Genomic DNA, 18,349 nt, shown 5'->3' with positions numbered 1-18,349 from the left:
GCGCCTTATGGTCGTGCCGCGCCCGGCCCTATTCTGTTACTCCCGCCGAAAGCGCTCCAGACAAGCAACGTTCCCATACTCAATTGGAAGGAATTTGCTATGTCTACCCGCCACATCCCTGTATCCCGCCGCCAGCAGCAGCGTGCTGACGCACAGGATTTTATCGACACCCTGCAGGGCGTCACGTTCCCCAACTCACACCGCATCTATCTGGAAGGGTCACGCCCCGACATCCGGGTGCCGATGCGTGAAATCCGGCTCAGCCCGACGCAGAGCGGCAGCCGTCAGGATGACGCGCATACCGAACCGAATGAAGCAGTGCCGGTGTATGACACCGCCGGGCCTTATGGCGATGCCGCCGCCACGCTGGATGTCCGCGCCGGGCTGCCCAAACACCGCGCCGGCTGGATTGAGGAGCGCAATGACACCGAAGCGCTGCCCCACGTCAGCTCCGGTTTTACCCAGCAACGGCTGGCGGATGAAGGGCTGGACCATCTTCGGTTTGACCACCTGCCCCAGCCGAAGCGCGCCAAAGCGGGCCGCCGGGTAACGCAACTGCATTACGCCCGCCAGGGCATCATTACGCCGGAAATGGAGTTCATCGCCCTGCGGGAAAACATGGGCCGTGAGCGCGTGCGCAGCGAGGTGTTGCGCCACCAGCACCCCGGCCAGAGCTTTGGCGCCCTGTTGCCGCCCAACATCACCCCGGAATTTGTGCGCCAGGAAGTGGCCGCCGGGCGGGCCATTATCCCGGCCAATATTAATCACCCAGAATCGGAACCGATGATCATCGGCCGCAACTTCCTGGTAAAGGTGAACGCCAATATCGGCAATTCCGCCGTGACCTCATCGATTGAAGAGGAAGTGGAAAAGCTGGTGTGGGCTACCCGCTGGGGTGCCGACACCGTGATGGATCTCTCCACCGGCCGTTATATTCATGAGACGCGTGAATGGATTCTGCGTAACAGCCCGGTCCCAATCGGCACCGTGCCGATCTATCAGGCACTGGAAAAGGTCAACGGCATCGCCGAAAACCTCACCTGGGCGATGTTCCGCGACACCCTGCTGGAGCAGGCAGAACAGGGTGTGGACTACTTCACCATTCACGCCGGGGTGTTGCTGCGCTATGTGCCGATGACCGCCAAGCGCCTGACCGGTATTGTGTCACGCGGCGGCTCAATCATGGCGAAATGGTGCCTGTCGCACCATCAGGAAAATTTCCTCTACCAGCACTTCCGCGAGATTTGTGAAATCTGCGCCGCTTATGACGTGGCGCTGTCGCTGGGTGACGGCCTGCGCCCCGGTTCTATTCAGGATGCCAATGACGAGGCGCAGTTTGCCGAACTGCACACCCTGGGCGAGCTGACAAAAATCGCCTGGGAATATGATGTGCAGGTGATGATTGAAGGCCCCGGCCATGTGCCGATGCATATGATCCGCCGCAATATGACCGAGGAGCTGGAACACTGCCACGAAGCGCCGTTCTACACCCTTGGGCCGCTGACTACGGATATCGCCCCCGGTTATGACCATTTCACCTCCGGCATCGGCGCAGCCATGATCGGCTGGTTTGGCTGCGCCATGCTCTGTTACGTCACGCCGAAGGAGCACCTTGGCCTGCCGAATAAAGAGGATGTGAAGCAAGGGCTGATTACCTACAAAATCGCCGCCCATGCCGCCGATCTGGCTAAAGGCCACCCCGGCGCACAGATCCGCGACAATGCCATGTCCAAAGCCCGTTTTGAATTCCGTTGGGAAGATCAGTTTAATCTGGCGCTCGATCCGGAAACGGCCCGTGCTTATCACGATGAAACCCTGCCGCAGGAGTCCGGCAAGGTGGCCCACTTCTGCTCCATGTGCGGGCCAAAATTCTGTTCGATGAAAATCTCACAGGAGGTCCGTGATTATGCGGCCGCCCACCCGGTTGACGCGCGTGATGCCGGTATGGCGCAGATGTCCTCAGAATTCCGCGCCCGCGGCGGTGAGCTGTATCATCCGGCCGCTGCACTGCAACCGGAGGCCGGCGATGAATAAGCTCCCTTCCCCGTTCCCGCCGGTGCCGCACCGGCTGGGGCTCTACCCGGTGGTTGACAGCGTGGCGTGGATTGCGCGCCTGCTGGACACCGGGGTGAAGACGTTGCAGCTGCGCATCAAGGATCTGCCGGACGAACACGCGGAGCCGGCGATCGTGGAGGCGATTGCCCTCGGCCATGCGCATCAGGCCCGGCTGTTTATCAATGATTATTGGCAGCTTGCGATTAAACACCGGGCTTATGGCGTGCATCTGGGCCAGGAAGATCTGGATACCGCTGATCTGGCGGCCATCCATCGCGCCGGGCTGCGGCTGGGCGTCTCAACCCATGATGATCAGGAACTGGCGCGGGCGGTTGCCGTGCGCCCTTCTTATATCGCGCTGGGCCATATTTTCCCGACCCAGACCAAACAGATGCCATCCGCCCCTCAGGGGCTGGTGGATCTGGCGCGGCATATCCGACATCTGAACGGTGAATACCCTACCGTCGCCATTGGCGGGATTTCCCTGGCGCGCGCGCCGGCGGTGTTGGCTACCGGCGTCGGCAGCATTGCCGTGGTGAGCGCCATTACCCAGGCTGAAGACTGGCGCGCCGCGACCGCTGCGCTGATGGCTGCCTGCGAGGAGGCCGACCATGCTCAGTGATGACGCGTTTCTGCGTTACAGCCGCCAGCTGTTGCTGGAGGAGGTCGGCCCGGAGGGGCAGGAAAAGCTTCAGGCCGCGACGGTACTGATTGTCGGTCTCGGCGGGCTGGGATCACCGGCGGCGCTCTATCTGGCGGCGGCCGGGGTCGGCAAGATCCTGCTGGCGGATGACGATCAGCTGGAGATCACCAACCTCCAGCGGCAGATCCTCTACCGCACCCATGATCTCCATAAAAGCAAAGCGCAACTGGCGAAACGCCAGATCCAGGATCTTAACCCCTTGATCGAGCCGGTGGCGCTGCCGCTGCGGATGCAGGATCAGGCACTGCTCGAGGCCGTCCATGAGGTGGATCTGGTTCTGGATTGCAGCGACAACATGGCTACCCGCCATGCGGTTAACCAGGCCTGCATCCAGTTGGAGAAACCGCTGATCAGCGGCAGCGCCGTGGGCTTCAGCGGGCAACTGCTGGTACTGACGCCGCCCTTCGCGCACGGTTGCTACGCCTGCCTTTACCCCGATCAGAGCCTTCCGCAGCGCAACTGCCGCACGGCGGGCGTATTGGGGCCGGTGGTCGGGGTCATCGGTACGCTGCAGGCGCTGGAAGCGATCAAAATGCTGGCCGGGATGCCGGTCACCCTGGCGGGAAAATTACGCCTGTTCGATGGGAAACAGCAGAGCTGGGCCACCTTGCAACTCAGCGCTGACGCCGGTTGTGCTGTCTGTGGAGGCCGGCATGGCAATACACGTTAACGACCAGACATTACCTTTTACCCCGGACATGACCCTGAGCGCACTGCTCCACCAGCTCGATCGCTTGCAACCGGGTACCGCACTGGCGGTTAACCAGACCATTATCCCCCGCGCGCAGTGGGAGACTCATCAGGTGCAGGATGGGGATGCCATCCTGCTGTTTCAGGCCATCGCCGGAGGCTGAGATGCTGACTATTTCGGATGTAACCTTTGAATCTTCCCTGTTTACCGGTACCGGTAAATTTGCCAGTGCCGCCGTAATGCAAGCCGCACTGACGGCCTCCGGCTCCCAACTGGTAACGATGGCGATGAAACGCGTGGATTTGCATGGGGGCAACGACGCGATTCTGGCTCCGCTACGCGAACTGGGCGTGCGGCTGCTGCCGAATACCTCCGGTGCGAAAACCGCAGATGAGGCGATTTTTGCGGCCCAACTGGCACGGGAGGCGCTGGGCACCCATTGGGTCAAACTCGAGATTCACCCGGACGTAAAATACCTGCTGCCGGATGCGGTGGAGACGCTGAAAGCCGCAGAAAAACTGGTGAAACTGGGGTTCGTGGTGTTGCCCTATTGCGGGGCTGACCCAGTACTGTGCAAACGTCTGGAGGAAGTGGGCTGCGCTGCGGTGATGCCGCTCGGTTCACCGATTGGCTCCAATCAGGGGCTTAAAACCCGCGATTTCCTTGAAATCATTATCGAACAGGCGCAGGTGCCGGTGGTGGTGGACGCCGGCATCGGCGTGCCGAGCCATGCCGCGCAGGCGATGGAATTGGGCGCAGATGCCGTACTGGTGAATACCGCGATTGCCGTGGCGCGCGATCCGGTCACGATGGCGAAAGCGTTCCGGCTGGCGGTGGAGGCCGGGCAACTGGCGCACCACAGCGGCAGCGCACCCAGGCTTTCTCAGGCTTCCGCCTCCAGCCCGTTGACCGCTTTCCTCAGCCACGGCAAAGGGGATCGGCTGCTATGAAAAACTTCAGTGACTATTGGCAGCACCTTAACTGGGAAGACCTGACCCACCGCATTCACAGTAAAACGGCACAGGATGTTGAGCAGGCGCTGGCAGCAGAGAAAGTGACGCGTGAGGATTTCATGGCGCTGATTTCCCCGGCCGGGCTGGCGTATCTTGAGCCGCTGGCGCAACGGGCACAGCGCCTGACGCGCCAGCGCTTCGGCAACACCGTCAGTTTTTACGTCCCGCTCTACCTCTCTAACCTCTGTGCCAACGAATGCACCTATTGCGGGTTTTCGATGAGTAACCGTATTAAGCGCAAAACGCTGGATGCGGCAGAGATTGCGCGCGAGTGTGCGGCCATCAAGGCGCTGGGCTTTGAACATTTACTGCTGGTGACCGGCGAGCATAAAACCAAAGTGGGTATGGATTACTTCCGCCAACACTTCGGCGCAATCCGCCGTCAGTTCAGTTCGCTGATGATTGAGGTTCAGCCGCTTTCACAGGCGGACTATGCTGAGCTGAAAACACTTGGGCTGGATGGTGTGCTGGTCTATCAGGAGACGTATCACGCGGCGACTTACCAACAGCATCACCTGCGCGGCCAGAAACAGGACTTCTTCTGGCGGCTGGACACGCCCGATCGCCTGGGTCGCGCCGGGATAGATAAAATAGGGTTAGGTGCGCTGATTGGCTTGTCTGAAAGCTGGCGGACTGACTGCTATATGGTGGCAGAACATCTGCTCTACCTTCAGCAACATTACTGGCAGAGCCGGTACTCCATCGCCTTTCCCCGTTTGCGCCCCTGCACCGGCGGCATCGAACCCGCCTCCCTGATGAGCGAGCCTCAGCTGGTGCAACTGATCTGTGCGTTTCGTCTGCTGGCACCGGACACGGAGCTGACACTTTCCACCCGTGAATCGCCCTATTTCCGCGATAACCTGATCCCACTGGCGATTACCAACGTCAGTGCCGGTTCAAAAACACAGCCGGGTGGTTATGCCGATGAGCATCCCGAATTGGAACAGTTTGCCCCGCATGACGATCGCTCGCCTCGCCAGGTTGCACATGCGCTTACCCGCGCCGGCTTACAACCCGTGTGGAAAGACTGGGATGGGTATTTGGGAAGAGCACCGCAATAAAGCAAAGGCATTGCTGCAAACCATATTCTCTTTACGAGGGCGTTTCCAGGGTCGGGAAAGCACACTGGTATGTATGGCCTGGACGGGTAAAGTGGCTGCGTCTTCCGGTGACGGATGACCAAAGCGAATAAGGCCATGACGCTTTGCTTCTCATCACGGCGGCTGTGTCTTAGTGACCAGCCGCCGTTTCTTTTAGTGGGATGTTTCTTTTGGTGGAATGTTTCTTTTAGCTGAACGTCGTACGGCGTGCTGGCTGGTGCGCTGCGCCTTGTACCTTCTGCCTGCACACGGCCCGCCCTTTTCTGCCGGCAAAAAAAAACCGCCCCCGGAGGGGCGGTTTTATGTGCTTGGCTGTCACAGGCGCAACGATTACTCGTCGTTGCCACCCAGACCGGCGTTCAGCAGCTCAGCCAGGTTGGCTGTGGCTTCTTCCGCGCTCACCTGAGGAACCACTGGTTCTTCATTCTGTGCACGACGACGCATACGATCCTGATGGTAAGCGTAACCGGTACCGGCTGGGATCAGACGGCCCACGATGACGTTTTCTTTCAGGCCGCGCAGTTCATCACGTTTACCGGCAACAGCCGCTTCCGTAAGAACACGCGTCGTTTCCTGGAACGATGCCGCAGAGATGAAGGACTCAGTTGCCAGAGATGCCTTGGTGATACCCAGCAGGTCACGATGGTACGTTGCTGCGATCTTGCCATCAGCTTCCAGCTGACGGTTGGCAATCTTGACGCGAGACACTTCAGCCTGCTCGCCTTCCAGGAACTCAGAGCTGCCTGCGCTGGCAATGGTGCCTTTACGCAGCATCTGACGAACGATAACCTCAATGTGCTTATCGTTAATCTTAACGCCTTGCAGACGGTAAACGTCCTGCACTTCGTTAACGATGTAACGGGTCACCGCGTGAACACCACGCAGGCGGAGGATGTCGTGCGGAGATTCCGGGCCGTCAGACACAACGTCACCGCGCTCTACACGTTCACCTTCAAACACGTTGAGCTGACGCCATTTCGGAATCATCTCTTCGTACGGATCGCTGCCGTCCAGCGGCGTGATCACCAGGCGACGCTTGCCTTTGGTCTCTTTACCGAAGGAGATAATCCCGCTGATTTCAGCCAGGATTGCCGGCTCTTTCGGACGACGTGCTTCGAACAGGTCAGCAACACGCGGCAGACCACCGGTGATGTCCTTGGTACCGCCGGATTCCTGCGGAATACGCGCCAGGGTGTCACCTGCGTTGATCTCAACACCGTCTTCCAGCTGAACAATCGCTTTACCCGGCAGGAAGTACTGAGCAGGCATATCAGTGCCTGGGATCAGAACGTCATCGCCATTGGCAGTTACGATTTTCAGTGCCGGACGCAGATCTTTACCGCTACCGGTACGTTCTGCGCTGTCCAGTACCACGATAGACGACAGACCGGTAAGGTCATCTGTCTGACGGGTAATGGTCTGGGTGTCGACCATATCAGCAAAGCGGATGAAACCACTCACTTCACTGATAACCGGCATGGTGTGCGGATCCCAGTTAGCCACGGTTTCGCCCGCGTTAACTTCCTGACCATCACCTTTCGCCATGACCGAGCCGTAAGGCACTTTATAGCTCTCTTTGGTACGACCGAATTCGTCGATCAGTTTCAGCTCGGTGTTACGCGAGGTGATAACCAGTTTACCGTTAGAGTTGGTCACGTGTTTCGCGTTGCTCAGCTTCAGGCTACCTTTGTTCTTAACCTGAATGCTGGACTCTGCTGCCGCACGAGATGCCGCACCACCAATGTGGAACGTACGCATCGTCAGCTGGGTACCCGGCTCACCGATGGACTGTGCTGCAATAACACCGACTGCTTCACCTTTGTTGATGATGTGGCCACGTGCCAGGTCGCGACCGTAGCAGTTTGCACACACACCAAAGTCGGTTTCACAACCTACTACAGAGCGTACTTTCACGGCGTCGACAGAGTTCTCTTCTAACAGATCACACGTCTTCTCGTTCAGCAGGGTGTTACGCGGAACCAGAATGTCCGCCGTACCCGGCTTCAGCACGTCTTCTGCCGTTACACGGCCCAGTACACGCTCACGCAGCGGCTCTTTAACATCGCCACCCTCGATAACCGGGGTCATCATGATACCTTCGTGGGTACCACAATCGTCTTCGGTCACCACCAGGTCCTGCGCCACGTCAACCAGACGACGGGTCAGGTAACCGGAGTTCGCGGTTTTCAGTGCGGTATCCGCCAGACCTTTACGCGCACCGTGCGTGGAGATGAAGTACTGGAGTACGTTCAGACCTTCACGGAAGTTCGCGGTGATCGGCGTTTCGATGATGGAGCCATCCGGCTTCGCCATCAGACCACGCATACCTGCCAGCTGACGAATCTGTGCGGCAGAACCACGCGCACCGGAGTCGGCCATCATAAAGATGCTGTTGAACGAGACTTGTTGCTCAACTTCGCCGTCACGGTTAACCACGTCTTCAACAGACAGGTTTTCCATCATCGCTTTTGCAACGCGTTCGTTGGCGGCAGCCCAGATATCGATCACTTTGTTGTAGCGTTCGCCCGCGGTAACCAGACCAGACTGGAACTGCTCCTGGATCTCGGCCACTTCGGTTTCGGCTTCTTCGATGATCTCGGCTTTCTTCTCCGGAATCACCATGTCGTCGATACCAACAGACGCACCAGAACGTGCCGCGTAGGCAAAACCGGTGTACATAATCTGGTCAGCGAAGATAACAGTCGGCTTCAGGCCCAAAATGCGGTAACAGGTGTTCAGCATTTTGGAGATCGCTTTCTTGCCCAGCGGCTGGTTGACGATAGAGAACGGCAGGCCGTTCGGTACGATCATCCACAGGATTGCACGACCGATCGTGGTGTCCACGATGGAGGTCTTGGTTTCCCACTCGCCTTCGGTGTTCTTCACATCTTCAGTGATACGCACTTTGACGCGTGCATGCAGGGATGCCAGGCCGGCGCGGTAAATACGCTCAGCTTCTTTCGGCCCTGTCAGTACCATGCCTTCGCCTTTGGCGTTAACACAGTCACGGGTCATGTAGTACAGGCCCAGTACAACGTCCTGAGACGGAACGATGATTGGCTCGCCGTTCGCCGGAGACAGAATGTTGTTGGTGGACATCATCAGCGCACGCGCTTCCAGCTGGGCTTCCAGCGTCAGCGGTACGTGAACAGCCATCTGGTCACCGTCGAAGTCGGCGTTGTATGCCGCACAAACCAGCGGGTGCAGCTGGATCGCTTTACCTTCAATCAGTACCGGCTCAAACGCCTGGATACCCAGACGGTGCAGCGTCGGTGCACGGTTCAGCAGGACCGGGTGCTCACGGATAACTTCATCCAGGATGTCCCAGACCACGGCTTCTTCGCGCTCAACCATTTTCTTGGCGGCTTTAATGGTGGTCGCGAGGCCACGCAGTTCCAGCTTGCCATAGATGAACGGCTTGAACAGTTCCAGCGCCATTTTCTTCGGCAGGCCGCACTGATGCAGACGCAGGTACGGACCTACGGTGATAACGGAACGACCAGAGTAGTCGACACGTTTACCCAGCAGGTTCTGACGGAAACGACCTTGCTTACCTTTGATCATGTCTGCCAGGGACTTCAGCGGACGCTTGTTCGAGCCGGTGATGGCGCGACCGCGACGGCCGTTGTCCAGCAGGGCGTCTACCGCTTCTTGCAGCATACGCTTTTCGTTGCGCACGATGATGTCAGGCGCAGCCAGATCCAGCAGGCGTTTCAGACGGTTGTTACGGTTGATCACACGACGGTAAAGGTCGTTCAGATCAGACGTTGCAAAACGGCCGCCATCCAATGGAACCAGCGGACGCAGATCCGGCGGCAGTACCGGCAGCACGGTCAGGATCATCCACTCCGGCTTGTTACCGGACTGTACGAACGCTTCCAGCAGCTTGATACGCTTGGTCAGCTTCTTACGCTTGGTTTCAGAGTTGGTTTCGTTCAGCTCTTCACGCAGCTGCTCGCACTCTGCTTCCAGATCCATGTTTTTCAACAGGGCCTGGATCGCTTCTGCACCCATCTTCGCGTCGAATTCGTCACCAAACTCTTCCAGCGCGTCCAGATACTGCTCTTCAGTCAGGATCTGACGGCGCTCAAGGTTGGTCATGCCACCTTCAACCACCACGTAGGATTCGAAGTAAAGCACGCGCTCGATGTCACGCAGCGGCATATCCAGCAGCAAACCGATGCGGGACGGCAGCGATTTCAGGAACCAGATGTGGGCAGTCGGAGAGGCCAGCTCGATGTGACCCATACGCTCACGGCGCACTTTAGTCTGGGTAACTTCAACGCCACACTTCTCACAGATAACACCACGGTGTTTTAAACGCTTGTACTTACCGCACAGGCATTCGTAATCTTTAACCGGCCCAAAGATACGGGCACAGAAAAGGCCGTCACGCTCAGGTTTGAACGTACGGTAGTTGATCGTTTCCGGCTTTTTAACTTCACCAAAAGACCAGGAACGGATCATGTCCGGCGATGCCAGAGCAATTTTGATCGCATCAAACTCTTCGGTTTTAGTTTGCGCTTTCAGAAACTTCAATAAGTCTTTCACGGATTGGCTCCTGTCGGAGTTAGACCTGTCAGGTGCCTGAACCGAAATTCAGGCACCCCTGTGACGAGTGCGAACTGCACTATCGAACAGAGAGAGGGAATTAATCGCCTTCCAGTTCGATGTTGATACCCAGTGAGCGGATCTCTTTCAACAGTACGTTGAAGGATTCCGGCATGCCTGGCTCCATCTGATGGTTGCCATCCACGATGTTCTTATACATCTTGGTACGGCCGTTGACGTCATCCGACTTGACAGTAAGCATTTCTTGCAGCGTGTAGGCAGCACCGTACGCTTCCAGTGCCCATACTTCCATCTCACCGAAGCGCTGACCACCGAACTGTGCCTTACCACCCAGCGGCTGCTGAGTAACCAGGCTGTAAGAACCGGTAGAACGCGCGTGCATCTTGTCATCAACCAAGTGGTTCAGTTTCAGCATGTACATGTAGCCCACGGTAACCTGGCGCTCGAATTGCTCACCGGTACGACCGTCGAACAGTGTGATCTGACCGGAAGTCGGCAGGCCACCCAGCTGTAACAGTTCCTTGATCTCTTTCTCTTTTGCACCATCGAAGACAGGCGTCGCGATCGGCATACCTTTTTTCAGGTTCTCTGCCAGGCGCAATACTTCGTCATCAGAGAAGGTGTTCAGATCAACCTTCTGACGAACATCGTCGCCCAAATCGTACGCTTTCTGGATGAATTCGCGCAGCTTGGAAACTTCTTCCTGTTTCTTCAGCATAGCATTGATCTTTTCACCAATGCCTTTCGCGGCCATACCCAAGTGGGTTTCCAGAATCTGACCGATGTTCATACGGGACGGAACGCCCAGCGGGTTCAGAACGATGTCAACCGGCGTACCGTTTTCATCGTAAGGCATATCTTCGATCGGGTTGATCTTGGAGATAACACCTTTGTTCCCGTGGCGGCCTGCCATCTTGTCACCCGGCTGGATCTGACGTTTAACGGCCAGATACACTTTAACAATCTTCAGCACGCCTGGTGCCAGATCGTCGCCCTGGGTGATCTTACGACGCTTGGCTTCCAGCTTCTTCTCGAAGTCAGATTTCAGTTCGTCGTACTGCTCAGCCAGCTGTTCCAGTTGGTTTTGCTTCGCTTCATCAGTCAGCGAAAGCTCCAGCCAACGGTCACGCGGCAGTTTGCTCAGTTTGTCTGCTTCAACACCACCGGCGACCAGTGCGCTGTGGATACGGGCAAACAGGCCGGCTTCCAGGATCTGCAGTTCTTCAGTCAGGTCTTTTTTCGCCTGCTTCAGCTGCATCTCTTCGATTTCCAATGCACGTTTGTCTTTTTCCACGCCATCGCGGGTAAAGACCTGGACATCGATAACCGTACCGGAAACGCCGTTCGGTACGCGCAGGGACGAATCTTTCACGTCCGACGCTTTCTCACCGAAGATAGCACGCAGCAGTTTCTCTTCCGGCGTCAGCTGGGTTTCACCTTTCGGCGTTACCTTACCAACCAGAATGTCGCCACCGGTCACTTCAGCACCGATATACACGATACCGGATTCATCCAGTTTGGAGAGTGCCGCTTCACCCACGTTCGGGATGTCTGCGGTGATCTCTTCTGGCCCCAGCTTGGTGTCACGGGACACACACGCCAGTTCCTGGATGTGGATAGTGGTGAAGCGATCTTCCTGCACCACGCGCTCGGAGACCAAAATGGAGTCTTCGAAGTTGTAGCCGTTCCACGGCATGAACGCGACGCGCATGTTCTGGCCCAGTGCCAGTTCGCCCAGGTCAGTAGACGGGCCGTCAGCCAGCACGTCGCCGCGCTCGATCGGCTCGCCCAGAGAGACACACGGCATCTGGTTGATGCAGGTGTTCTGGTTCGAACGGGTGTACTTGGTCAGGTTATAAATGTCGATACCTGCTTCGCCGGCATGCATCTCTTCTTCGTTAACTTTGATAACGATACGGGATGCATCAACGTACTGAACAGTACCGCCACGTTTCGCTACGGAGGTTACCCCGGAGTCGACCGCAACTGCACGTTCCATACCGGTACCTACCAGCGGCTTATCAGCGCGCAGGGTCGGAACCGCCTGACGTTGCATGTTCGCACCCATCAATGCACGGTTGGCGTCATCGTGTTCCAGGAATGGAATCAGGGATGCACCAACAGAAACAACCTGCTGGGTGGATACGTCCATATAGTCAACCTGGTCGCGGCTGAACAGGCTTGATTCGCCCTTGCTGCGGCAGGTAACCAAATCGTCTACGAAGTGGCCTTCTTCATCCAGGTTGGTGTTCGCCTGGGCAATAACGAAGTTGCCTTCTTCAATCGCAGACAGATAGTGAATCTCGTCGGTCACAACGCCGTCAACCACACGACGGTACGGGGTTTCCAGGAAACCGTACTCGTTAGTCTGTGCGTACACAGACAGGGAGTTGATCAGACCGATGTTCGGACCTTCCGGCGTTTCGATTGGGCACACACGACCGTAGTGAGTTGGGTGTACGTCACGCACTTCAAAGCCGGCACGTTCACGGGTCAGACCGCCTGGGCCCAGTGCAGAGATACGACGTTTGTGCGTAATCTCAGACAACGGGTTGTTCTGATCCATAAACTGGGACAGCTGGCTGGAGCCGAAGAACTCTTTCACCGCCGCCGAAATCGGCTTAGCGTTGATCATGTCCTGTGGCATCAGGGTGTCCAGATCGCCCAGGGACAGACGCTCTTTCACCGCACGCTCTACACGTACCAGGCCAACACGGAATTGGTTTTCCGCCATCTCACCCACAGAACGGATGCGACGGTTGCCCAGGTGGTCGATATCATCGACTTCGCCTTTACCGTTACGGATACCGATGAGCTTCTTCATCACCTGAATGATGTCGTCTTTGCTCAGGATACCGGAACCTTCGATCTCATCACGCAGCAGAGAACGGTTGAACTTCATCCGGCCAACGGCAGAGAGATCATAACGATCTTCGGAGAAGAACAGGTTCTCGAACAGCGTTTCCGCTGCTTCGCGTGTCGGCGGCTCACCCGGACGCATCATGCGGTAAATCTCAACCAATGCGCTCAGACGATCGCTGGTTGGATCAACACGCAGGGTCTCGGAGATATAGGCACCGTGATCCAGGTCGTTGGTGAACAGCGTTTCAATGCGCTTGTGACCGGATTGGCTCAGTTTAGCCAGCAGGTCCATGGACAGTTCCATGTTCGCTGCACAGATCAGTTCACCGGTGCTTTCGTCGATGTAGTCTTTAGCGACCACTTTACCCGCGATGTATTCAACCGGAACTTCGATGCTTTTAACGTCATCTTTTTCCAGCTGGCGGATATGGCGAGCCGTGATACGGCGGCCTTTTTCGACATATTGCTTACCGTCCGCTTCGATATCGAAGGACGCGGTTTCACCACGCAGGCGCTCAGGAACGAGTTCCATCTGCAACTTGTTGTCACGAATCTCGAAGACAACTTTGTCGAAGAACAGATCAAGGATCTGCTCAGTGGTGTAGCTCAATGCGCGCAGAATAATGGTCGCCGGCAATTTACGACGACGGTCGATACGCACAAAGAGGTTGTCTTTCGGGTCGAACTCGAAGTCCAACCAGGACCCGCGGTAAGGGATGATACGTGCGTTATACAGCACTTTACCCGATGAGTGGGTTTTACCCTTATCGCTGTCAAAGAAGACGCCAGGACTACGGTGCAGCTGAGATACGATAACCCTCTCAGTCCCGTTAATAACAAAGGTACCGTTTTCGGTCATGAGCGGAATTTCGCCCATGTAGACTTCTTGTTCCTTGATGTCTTTAACGGTGCCTTCCGGTGCCTCGCGCTCATAGATAACCAGGCGCAGTTTCACACGCAGTGGCGCAGAATAAGTTACACCGCGGATCTGGCACTCTTTTACGTCGAATACCGGCTCACCAAGACGGTAGCTAACGTATTGCAGCTCTGAATTACCGCTGTAGCTCTGGATGGGAAAAACAGAACGGAATGCCGCTTCAAGCCCGTACTGCCCTTCTGGATCTTGCTCGATAAACTTCTGGAACGAGTCAAGCTGGATAGAAAGGAGATATGGTATGTCCAGAACTTGTGGACGTTTACCAAAGTCCTTACGAATGCGTTTTTTCTCGGTATAGGAGTAAACCATAGGGTTCCTCAGCTCGCTGATCAGTGACCCACTCTGTCCGCCCTAAAGGACAGTTCATACAACACCGTTTATGTCGATCGGAAAGCGAAAGACTTTCCGCAATACCTGTTTCTATCACTCTTAAATCATTTCATTGCGCTGTGGGACAGATAGCGGTCTGTCGCAGGGAACGGCAGTATATTAAGGCGTCGATAGAAATAAATATTGGGGTTGTTCAGTGATCAAACAGTGTGAAACATCACTGACACCCTATAGCGCAAAAAGGCTGGTGACCAAAAAGTCACCAGCCATCAGCCTATTAAGTCAGGCTGCAACCTGGGAAGTTAAATTATTTAACTTCAACAGAAGCACCAGCTTCTTCCAGGGATTTTTTCAGAGCTTCAGCGTCGTCTTTGCTGATGCCTTCTTTCAGAACTGCCGGAGCAGATTCTACCAGGTCTTTAGCTTCTTTCAGACCCAGGCCGGTTGCGCCACGTACTGCTTTGATAACAGCAACTTTGTTAGCGCCAACAGCAGACAGTACAACGTCGAACTCGGTTTTTTCTTCAACAGCTTCAGCCGGGCCAGCAGCTACAGCTACAGCAGCAGCAGCGGAAACGCCGAATTTTTCTTCCATCATGGAGATCAGTTCAACAACGTCCATTACGGACATTTCTGCAACTGCGTCCAGAATTTGCTCTTTAGTGATAGACATAACAATTGTTCCTAAAATTCAGAAATAGATTATACGTTAGCAACGCAATAAAAAAGGGGGCGATTAAGCCGCGTCTTTCTGATCGCGCAGTGCAGCCAGAGTGCGAACCAGTTTGCCTGCAGAGGCTTCTTTCATGGTTGCCATCAGGCGTGCGATTGCTTCTTCGTAAGTCGGCAGCGTTGCCAAGCGGTCGATTTGCGCCGCAGGGATCAGCTCACCTTCAAAGGCCGCAGCTTTAACCTCAAATTTTGCATTCGCTTTCGCGAACTCTTTGAACAGACGAGCAGCAGCGCCCGGATGCTCAGTAGAGAATGCAATCAAGGTTGGACCAACAAACGTGTCTTTCAGGCACTCGAACGGAGTACCTTCAACGACGCGGCGCATCAGGGTGTTACGAACAACACGCATGTACACGCCAGCTTCACGACCTGCTTTACGCAGTTCGGTCATTTTATCAACGGTAACGCCACGGGAATCCGCGACAACCGCAGACAGCGCGCCTTTGGCTACTTCGTTGACTTCAGCAACAATCGCTTGTTTGTCTTGAAGATTTAATGCCATTAGCTTTTGCTCCTGGATTGGGCCGGGGATAATTCCCCGGAACTCACTTCGCCTGCTACCGAGAATCGGTGACAGACGTTCAAACACGGTGAGCAGAATCCAGCAAAGACAATTAAAAAATTTTCTTCAGGCTCTGTCACCGTCTACGCAGGAAAATTAAGTGCCTTTCGACACACCTGCGGTCTTGGACGGAGGCCTGGATAGGCCAGGCTCCAACCGAAAAATTCTGAGTTTTGCAATTAGCAAAACAACGGGCGTTAGATTCTAGACAAATCTGCCGCCCGCGTAAAGCGATAAAAGCAGAAAGCGATTAGTTCGCTGCTGCGTTCAGGCCGCTTTGGTCAACCGCAACACCTGCACCCATAGTGGTGGACAGGCTAACTTTCTTGATGAAAACGCCTTTAGCCTGAGATGGTTTAGCTTTTTTCAGCGCAACCAGCAGAGCTTCCAGGTTTTCTTTCAGTTTGTCAGCGTCGAAGTCCACTTTACCAATGGTGGTGTGGATGATGCCGTTTTTGTCGTTACGGTAACGAACCTGACCTGCTTTAGCGTTTTTCACTGCTTCAGCAACGTTAGGGGTTACGGTACCCACTTTCGGGTTTGGCATCAGGCCGCGCGGACCCAGAACCTGGCCCAGTTGACCTACAACGCGCATTGCATCCGGGGAAGCAATAACAACGTCGAAGTTCATTTCGCCTTTTTTGATCAGGTCAGCCAGATCTTCCATACCTACCAGTTCAGCGCCGGCAGCTTTAGCAGCTTCAGCGTTTGCACCCTGGGTAAATACAGCAACGCGAACAGAACGACCGGTGCCGTGCGGCAGAACGGTTGCACCACGAACGTTTTGGTCAGATTTACGAGCGTCGATACCGAGGTTAACGGCAACGTCAACGCTTTCTACGAATTTAGCAGTAGCCAGCTCTTTCAGCAGGGCAACGGCTTCGTTGATGTCATACTGTTTAGTTGAATCAACTTTGTCACGGATCACGCGCATGCGCTTGGTCAGCTTAGCCATCTCTTAATCCTCTACTACCAGGCCCATGGAACGAGCAGTACCTTCGATGGAGCGAGTCATCGCTTCAACGTCAGAACCAGTCATGTCCGCAGCTTTGGTTTCTGCGATTTCACGTACCTGAGCACGGGTCACGGTACCCACTTTGTCTTTGTTCGGCTTACCGGAACCAGACTTGATACCAGCCGCTTTTTTCAGCAGCACTGCTGCCGGCGGAGTTTTGGTAACGAAAGTGAAGGAGCGATCAGAGTAAACAGTGATAACAACCGGGATCGGCAGACCTTTTTCAATGCTGTCAGTCTTAGCATTGAACGCCTTACAGAACTCCATGATGTTAACACCCTGCTGACCCAGAGCCGGACCAACCGGTGGGCTCGGGTTAGCCATACCAGCTGCAACTTGCAGCTTAACGTAGGCTTGTACTTTCTTGGCCATCTAAATATCCTCGATTTGGGTTATATCGCCTGCTGGCAGGCTCCCCGTTCTTTTTACATTAAGCCGCTGCCGATATGGCAACGTCTAAAAACAAAAGGCGCGAAATTGTAGTTCAATTTCGCGCCTCTTACAACTATCAAATGGCAATGTCAGAACAAAAAGCGATCAGCCTTTTTCGACCTGGCTGAAATCCAGTTCGACCGGCGTTGCACGACCGAAAATGGAAACAGAGACTTTCAGGCGGCTCTTTTCATAATCGACTTCTTCCACTACACCATTGAAGTCAGCAAACGGACCATCGTTGACACGCACCATTTCGCCCGGTTCGAACAAGGTCTTCGGACGCGGCTTATCACCTACCTGCTGCAGGCGGTTCATGATGGCATCGACTTCTTTGTCACTGATAGGTGCAGGGCGATCAGAAGTACCACCGATGAAGCCCATCACACGCGGTACGCTGCGCACTAAGTGCCAGCTTGCATCGTTCATTACCATCTGGACCAGAACATAACCCGGGAAGAACTTACGCTCGCTTTTACGGCGCTGACCACCACGGATCTCAACCACTTCTTCCGTTGGGACCATGACGTCGCCGAACAGCTCTTCCATGTCATGTAATTTGATATGCTCACGCAGCGATTGAGCTACGCGGCCTTCAAAGCCGGAAAACGCCTGAACGACGTACCAACGTTTTTTTGGAGCTTCAGACATCTTAGAACCTCAGGCCAGTAATAAACGATACCAGGCGAACCAGAATACCATCCAGTCCCCACAAAATCAGTGACATCACGGCAGTGACCGCGGCAACGATTAAGGTGGTGTGCAGCGTTTCCTGGCGGGTTGGCCAAATTACCTTACGCACTTCAGTACGTGCTTCACGAGCAAAAGCGACGGTGGCCTTGCCTTTAGTCGTCATCAACGCTACGGCACCGGCAATAGCGATAATGATCACAACAGCTAATGCGCGCAGCGGGAGGTTGTATTCGCGGTACAAATAGTTACCGACAATAGCTACAACCAACAGCGCAGCGACAACCAGCCATTTGACCGCTTCCAGGCCGCGCCCGCTTCCTTGAGCTTCGGTATTCGCACTCATAAACCAACCTGTCACAATGATTTAGAACAAACAACTTTGCCTCGCATCGCGAGGCAAACCAAACCGATCGATGCCCTGTATGAGCGCAAACTCGGTATTTACGCTATAGCTCAGAGCCCATCTCACCAATGATTATGACATAAAATCGCTGATGAGATAGGTTCTAACATCACAGCGTAGAAAAGGGCATCGAATGATGCCCTTTCAGTGCGTGTTGCGTCAAATATTATCAGCGATTAAGCGATAACTTTAGCAACAACGCCCGCACCAACAGTACGGCCGCCTTCACGGATTGCGAAACGCAGACCG

15 protein-coding genes are annotated in these 18,349 nt (G+C 55.3%); 6 read left to right on the top strand and 9 right to left on the bottom strand.

All coding sequences use genetic code 11. The features are described from left to right. The first annotated feature begins 99 nt into the window (after positions 1–99). The 6 genes from thiC to thiH are packed head-to-tail and all read left to right on the top strand — an operon-like array spanning position 100 to position 5,523. Entirely contained in the window at positions 100–2,034 is a 1,935-nt protein-coding gene (gene thiC / locus CYR52_RS20755) for a phosphomethylpyrimidine synthase ThiC (RefSeq protein ID WP_101829347.1), read from the top strand. Beyond that, positions 2,027–2,677, top strand: a complete 651-nt coding sequence (gene thiE / locus CYR52_RS20750) for a thiamine phosphate synthase (RefSeq protein WP_101829346.1) — start codon at positions 2,027–2,029, stop codon at positions 2,675–2,677. The genes thiC and thiE overlap by 8 nt, the downstream gene beginning before the upstream one ends. Next, on the top strand, positions 2,667–3,428 hold the full coding sequence (locus CYR52_RS20745) for a HesA/MoeB/ThiF family protein (protein WP_101829345.1): 762 nt from the start codon (positions 2,667–2,669) through the stop codon (positions 3,426–3,428). The genes thiE and CYR52_RS20745 overlap by 11 nt, the downstream gene beginning before the upstream one ends. Beyond that, complete coding sequence (gene thiS / locus CYR52_RS20740; RefSeq protein WP_072933590.1) at positions 3,412–3,612, top strand: sulfur carrier protein ThiS; 201 nt, start codon at positions 3,412–3,414, stop codon at positions 3,610–3,612. The genes CYR52_RS20745 and thiS overlap by 17 nt, the downstream gene beginning before the upstream one ends. Position 3,613: 1 nt before the next feature. Further along, positions 3,614–4,399 (top strand): thiazole synthase, encoded by a 786-nt coding sequence (locus CYR52_RS20735; RefSeq protein WP_101829344.1) that lies wholly within the window; start codon positions 3,614–3,616, stop codon positions 4,397–4,399. Continuing rightward, the gene (gene thiH / locus CYR52_RS20730) at positions 4,396–5,523 is read left to right on the top strand and encodes a 2-iminoacetate synthase ThiH (RefSeq protein WP_101829343.1); all 1,128 of its coding nucleotides are present in this window, start codon (positions 4,396–4,398) and stop codon (positions 5,521–5,523) included. Before CYR52_RS20735 ends, thiH begins: the two co-directional genes overlap by 4 nt. A gap of 369 nt (positions 5,524–5,892) precedes the next feature. Here thiH and rpoC read toward each other — a convergent pair whose 3' ends face one another. The 9 genes from rpoC to CYR52_RS20680 all read right to left on the bottom strand — a co-directional run. Next, entirely contained in the window at positions 5,893–10,113 is a 4,221-nt protein-coding gene (gene rpoC, locus CYR52_RS20725; protein ID WP_072933584.1) for a DNA-directed RNA polymerase subunit beta', read from the bottom strand. A 100-nt stretch (positions 10,114–10,213) separates the two neighbouring features. Next, positions 10,214–14,242 carry a DNA-directed RNA polymerase subunit beta gene (rpoB, locus tag CYR52_RS20720; protein WP_072933582.1) on the bottom strand — a complete coding sequence of 1,343 codons (4,029 nt, stop codon included), beginning with the start codon at positions 14,240–14,242 and terminating at the stop codon, positions 10,214–10,216. Positions 14,243–14,570: 328 nt separating this feature from the next. Next, on the bottom strand, positions 14,571–14,936 hold the full coding sequence (gene rplL, locus CYR52_RS20715; RefSeq protein ID WP_072933580.1) for a 50S ribosomal protein L7/L12: 366 nt from the start codon (positions 14,934–14,936) through the stop codon (positions 14,571–14,573). A 63-nt stretch (positions 14,937–14,999) separates the two neighbouring features. Continuing rightward, positions 15,000–15,497 carry a 50S ribosomal protein L10 gene (gene rplJ / locus CYR52_RS20710; RefSeq protein WP_072933578.1) on the bottom strand — a complete coding sequence of 166 codons (498 nt, stop codon included), beginning with the start codon at positions 15,495–15,497 and terminating at the stop codon, positions 15,000–15,002. 310 nt (positions 15,498–15,807) lie between these two features. Next, on the bottom strand, positions 15,808–16,512 hold the full coding sequence (gene rplA / locus CYR52_RS20700; RefSeq protein ID WP_072933576.1) for a 50S ribosomal protein L1: 705 nt from the start codon (positions 16,510–16,512) through the stop codon (positions 15,808–15,810). Positions 16,513–16,515: 3 nt separating this feature from the next. Next, positions 16,516–16,944, bottom strand: a complete 429-nt coding sequence (gene rplK, locus CYR52_RS20695; RefSeq protein ID WP_072933574.1) for a 50S ribosomal protein L11 — start codon at positions 16,942–16,944, stop codon at positions 16,516–16,518. 165 nt (positions 16,945–17,109) lie between these two features. Then, positions 17,110–17,655 carry a transcription termination/antitermination protein NusG gene (gene nusG / locus CYR52_RS20690; protein ID WP_072933572.1) on the bottom strand — a complete coding sequence of 182 codons (546 nt, stop codon included), beginning with the start codon at positions 17,653–17,655 and terminating at the stop codon, positions 17,110–17,112. Between the two features lies 1 nt (position 17,656). Next, positions 17,657–18,040 carry a preprotein translocase subunit SecE gene (secE, locus tag CYR52_RS20685; RefSeq protein ID WP_072933570.1) on the bottom strand — a complete coding sequence of 128 codons (384 nt, stop codon included), beginning with the start codon at positions 18,038–18,040 and terminating at the stop codon, positions 17,657–17,659. A 236-nt stretch (positions 18,041–18,276) separates the two neighbouring features. After that, positions 18,277–18,349, bottom strand: a 73-nt coding sequence (locus tag CYR52_RS20680) for an EF-Tu C-terminal domain-related protein (protein ID WP_131818057.1), incomplete at its 5' end; no start/stop codon positions are given.

This window comes from Chimaeribacter arupi (assembly GCF_002858805.1).
Classification (GTDB): Bacteria; Pseudomonadota; Gammaproteobacteria; order Enterobacterales; family Enterobacteriaceae; genus Chimaeribacter; species Chimaeribacter arupi.
This window is presented reverse-complemented; position numbering and strand designations above follow the sequence as displayed.

Coding starts and splice junctions, on each gene's coding strand:
- thiH (WP_101829343.1), top strand. CDS start 4,396: ATGAAAAACTTCAGTGACTATTGGCAGCACCTTAACTGGGAAGACCTG.
- rplA (WP_072933576.1), bottom strand. CDS start 16,512: ATGGCTAAGCTGACCAAGCGCATGCGCGTGATCCGTGACAAAGTTGAT.
- CYR52_RS20745 (WP_101829345.1), top strand. CDS start 2,667: ATGCTCAGTGATGACGCGTTTCTGCGTTACAGCCGCCAGCTGTTGCTG.
- nusG (WP_072933572.1), bottom strand. CDS start 17,655: ATGTCTGAAGCTCCAAAAAAACGTTGGTACGTCGTTCAGGCGTTTTCC.
- thiC (WP_101829347.1), top strand. CDS start 100: ATGTCTACCCGCCACATCCCTGTATCCCGCCGCCAGCAGCAGCGTGCT.
- rplJ (WP_072933578.1), bottom strand. CDS start 15,497: ATGGCATTAAATCTTCAAGACAAACAAGCGATTGTTGCTGAAGTCAAC.
- thiS (WP_072933590.1), top strand. CDS start 3,412: ATGGCAATACACGTTAACGACCAGACATTACCTTTTACCCCGGACATG.
- secE (WP_072933570.1), bottom strand. CDS start 18,040: ATGAGTGCGAATACCGAAGCTCAAGGAAGCGGGCGCGGCCTGGAAGCG.
- thiE (WP_101829346.1), top strand. CDS start 2,027: ATGAATAAGCTCCCTTCCCCGTTCCCGCCGGTGCCGCACCGGCTGGGG.
- rpoB (WP_072933582.1), bottom strand. CDS start 14,242: ATGGTTTACTCCTATACCGAGAAAAAACGCATTCGTAAGGACTTTGGT.
- rplK (WP_072933574.1), bottom strand. CDS start 16,944: ATGGCCAAGAAAGTACAAGCCTACGTTAAGCTGCAAGTTGCAGCTGGT.
- rplL (WP_072933580.1), bottom strand. CDS start 14,936: ATGTCTATCACTAAAGAGCAAATTCTGGACGCAGTTGCAGAAATGTCC.
- CYR52_RS20735 (WP_101829344.1), top strand. CDS start 3,614: ATGCTGACTATTTCGGATGTAACCTTTGAATCTTCCCTGTTTACCGGT.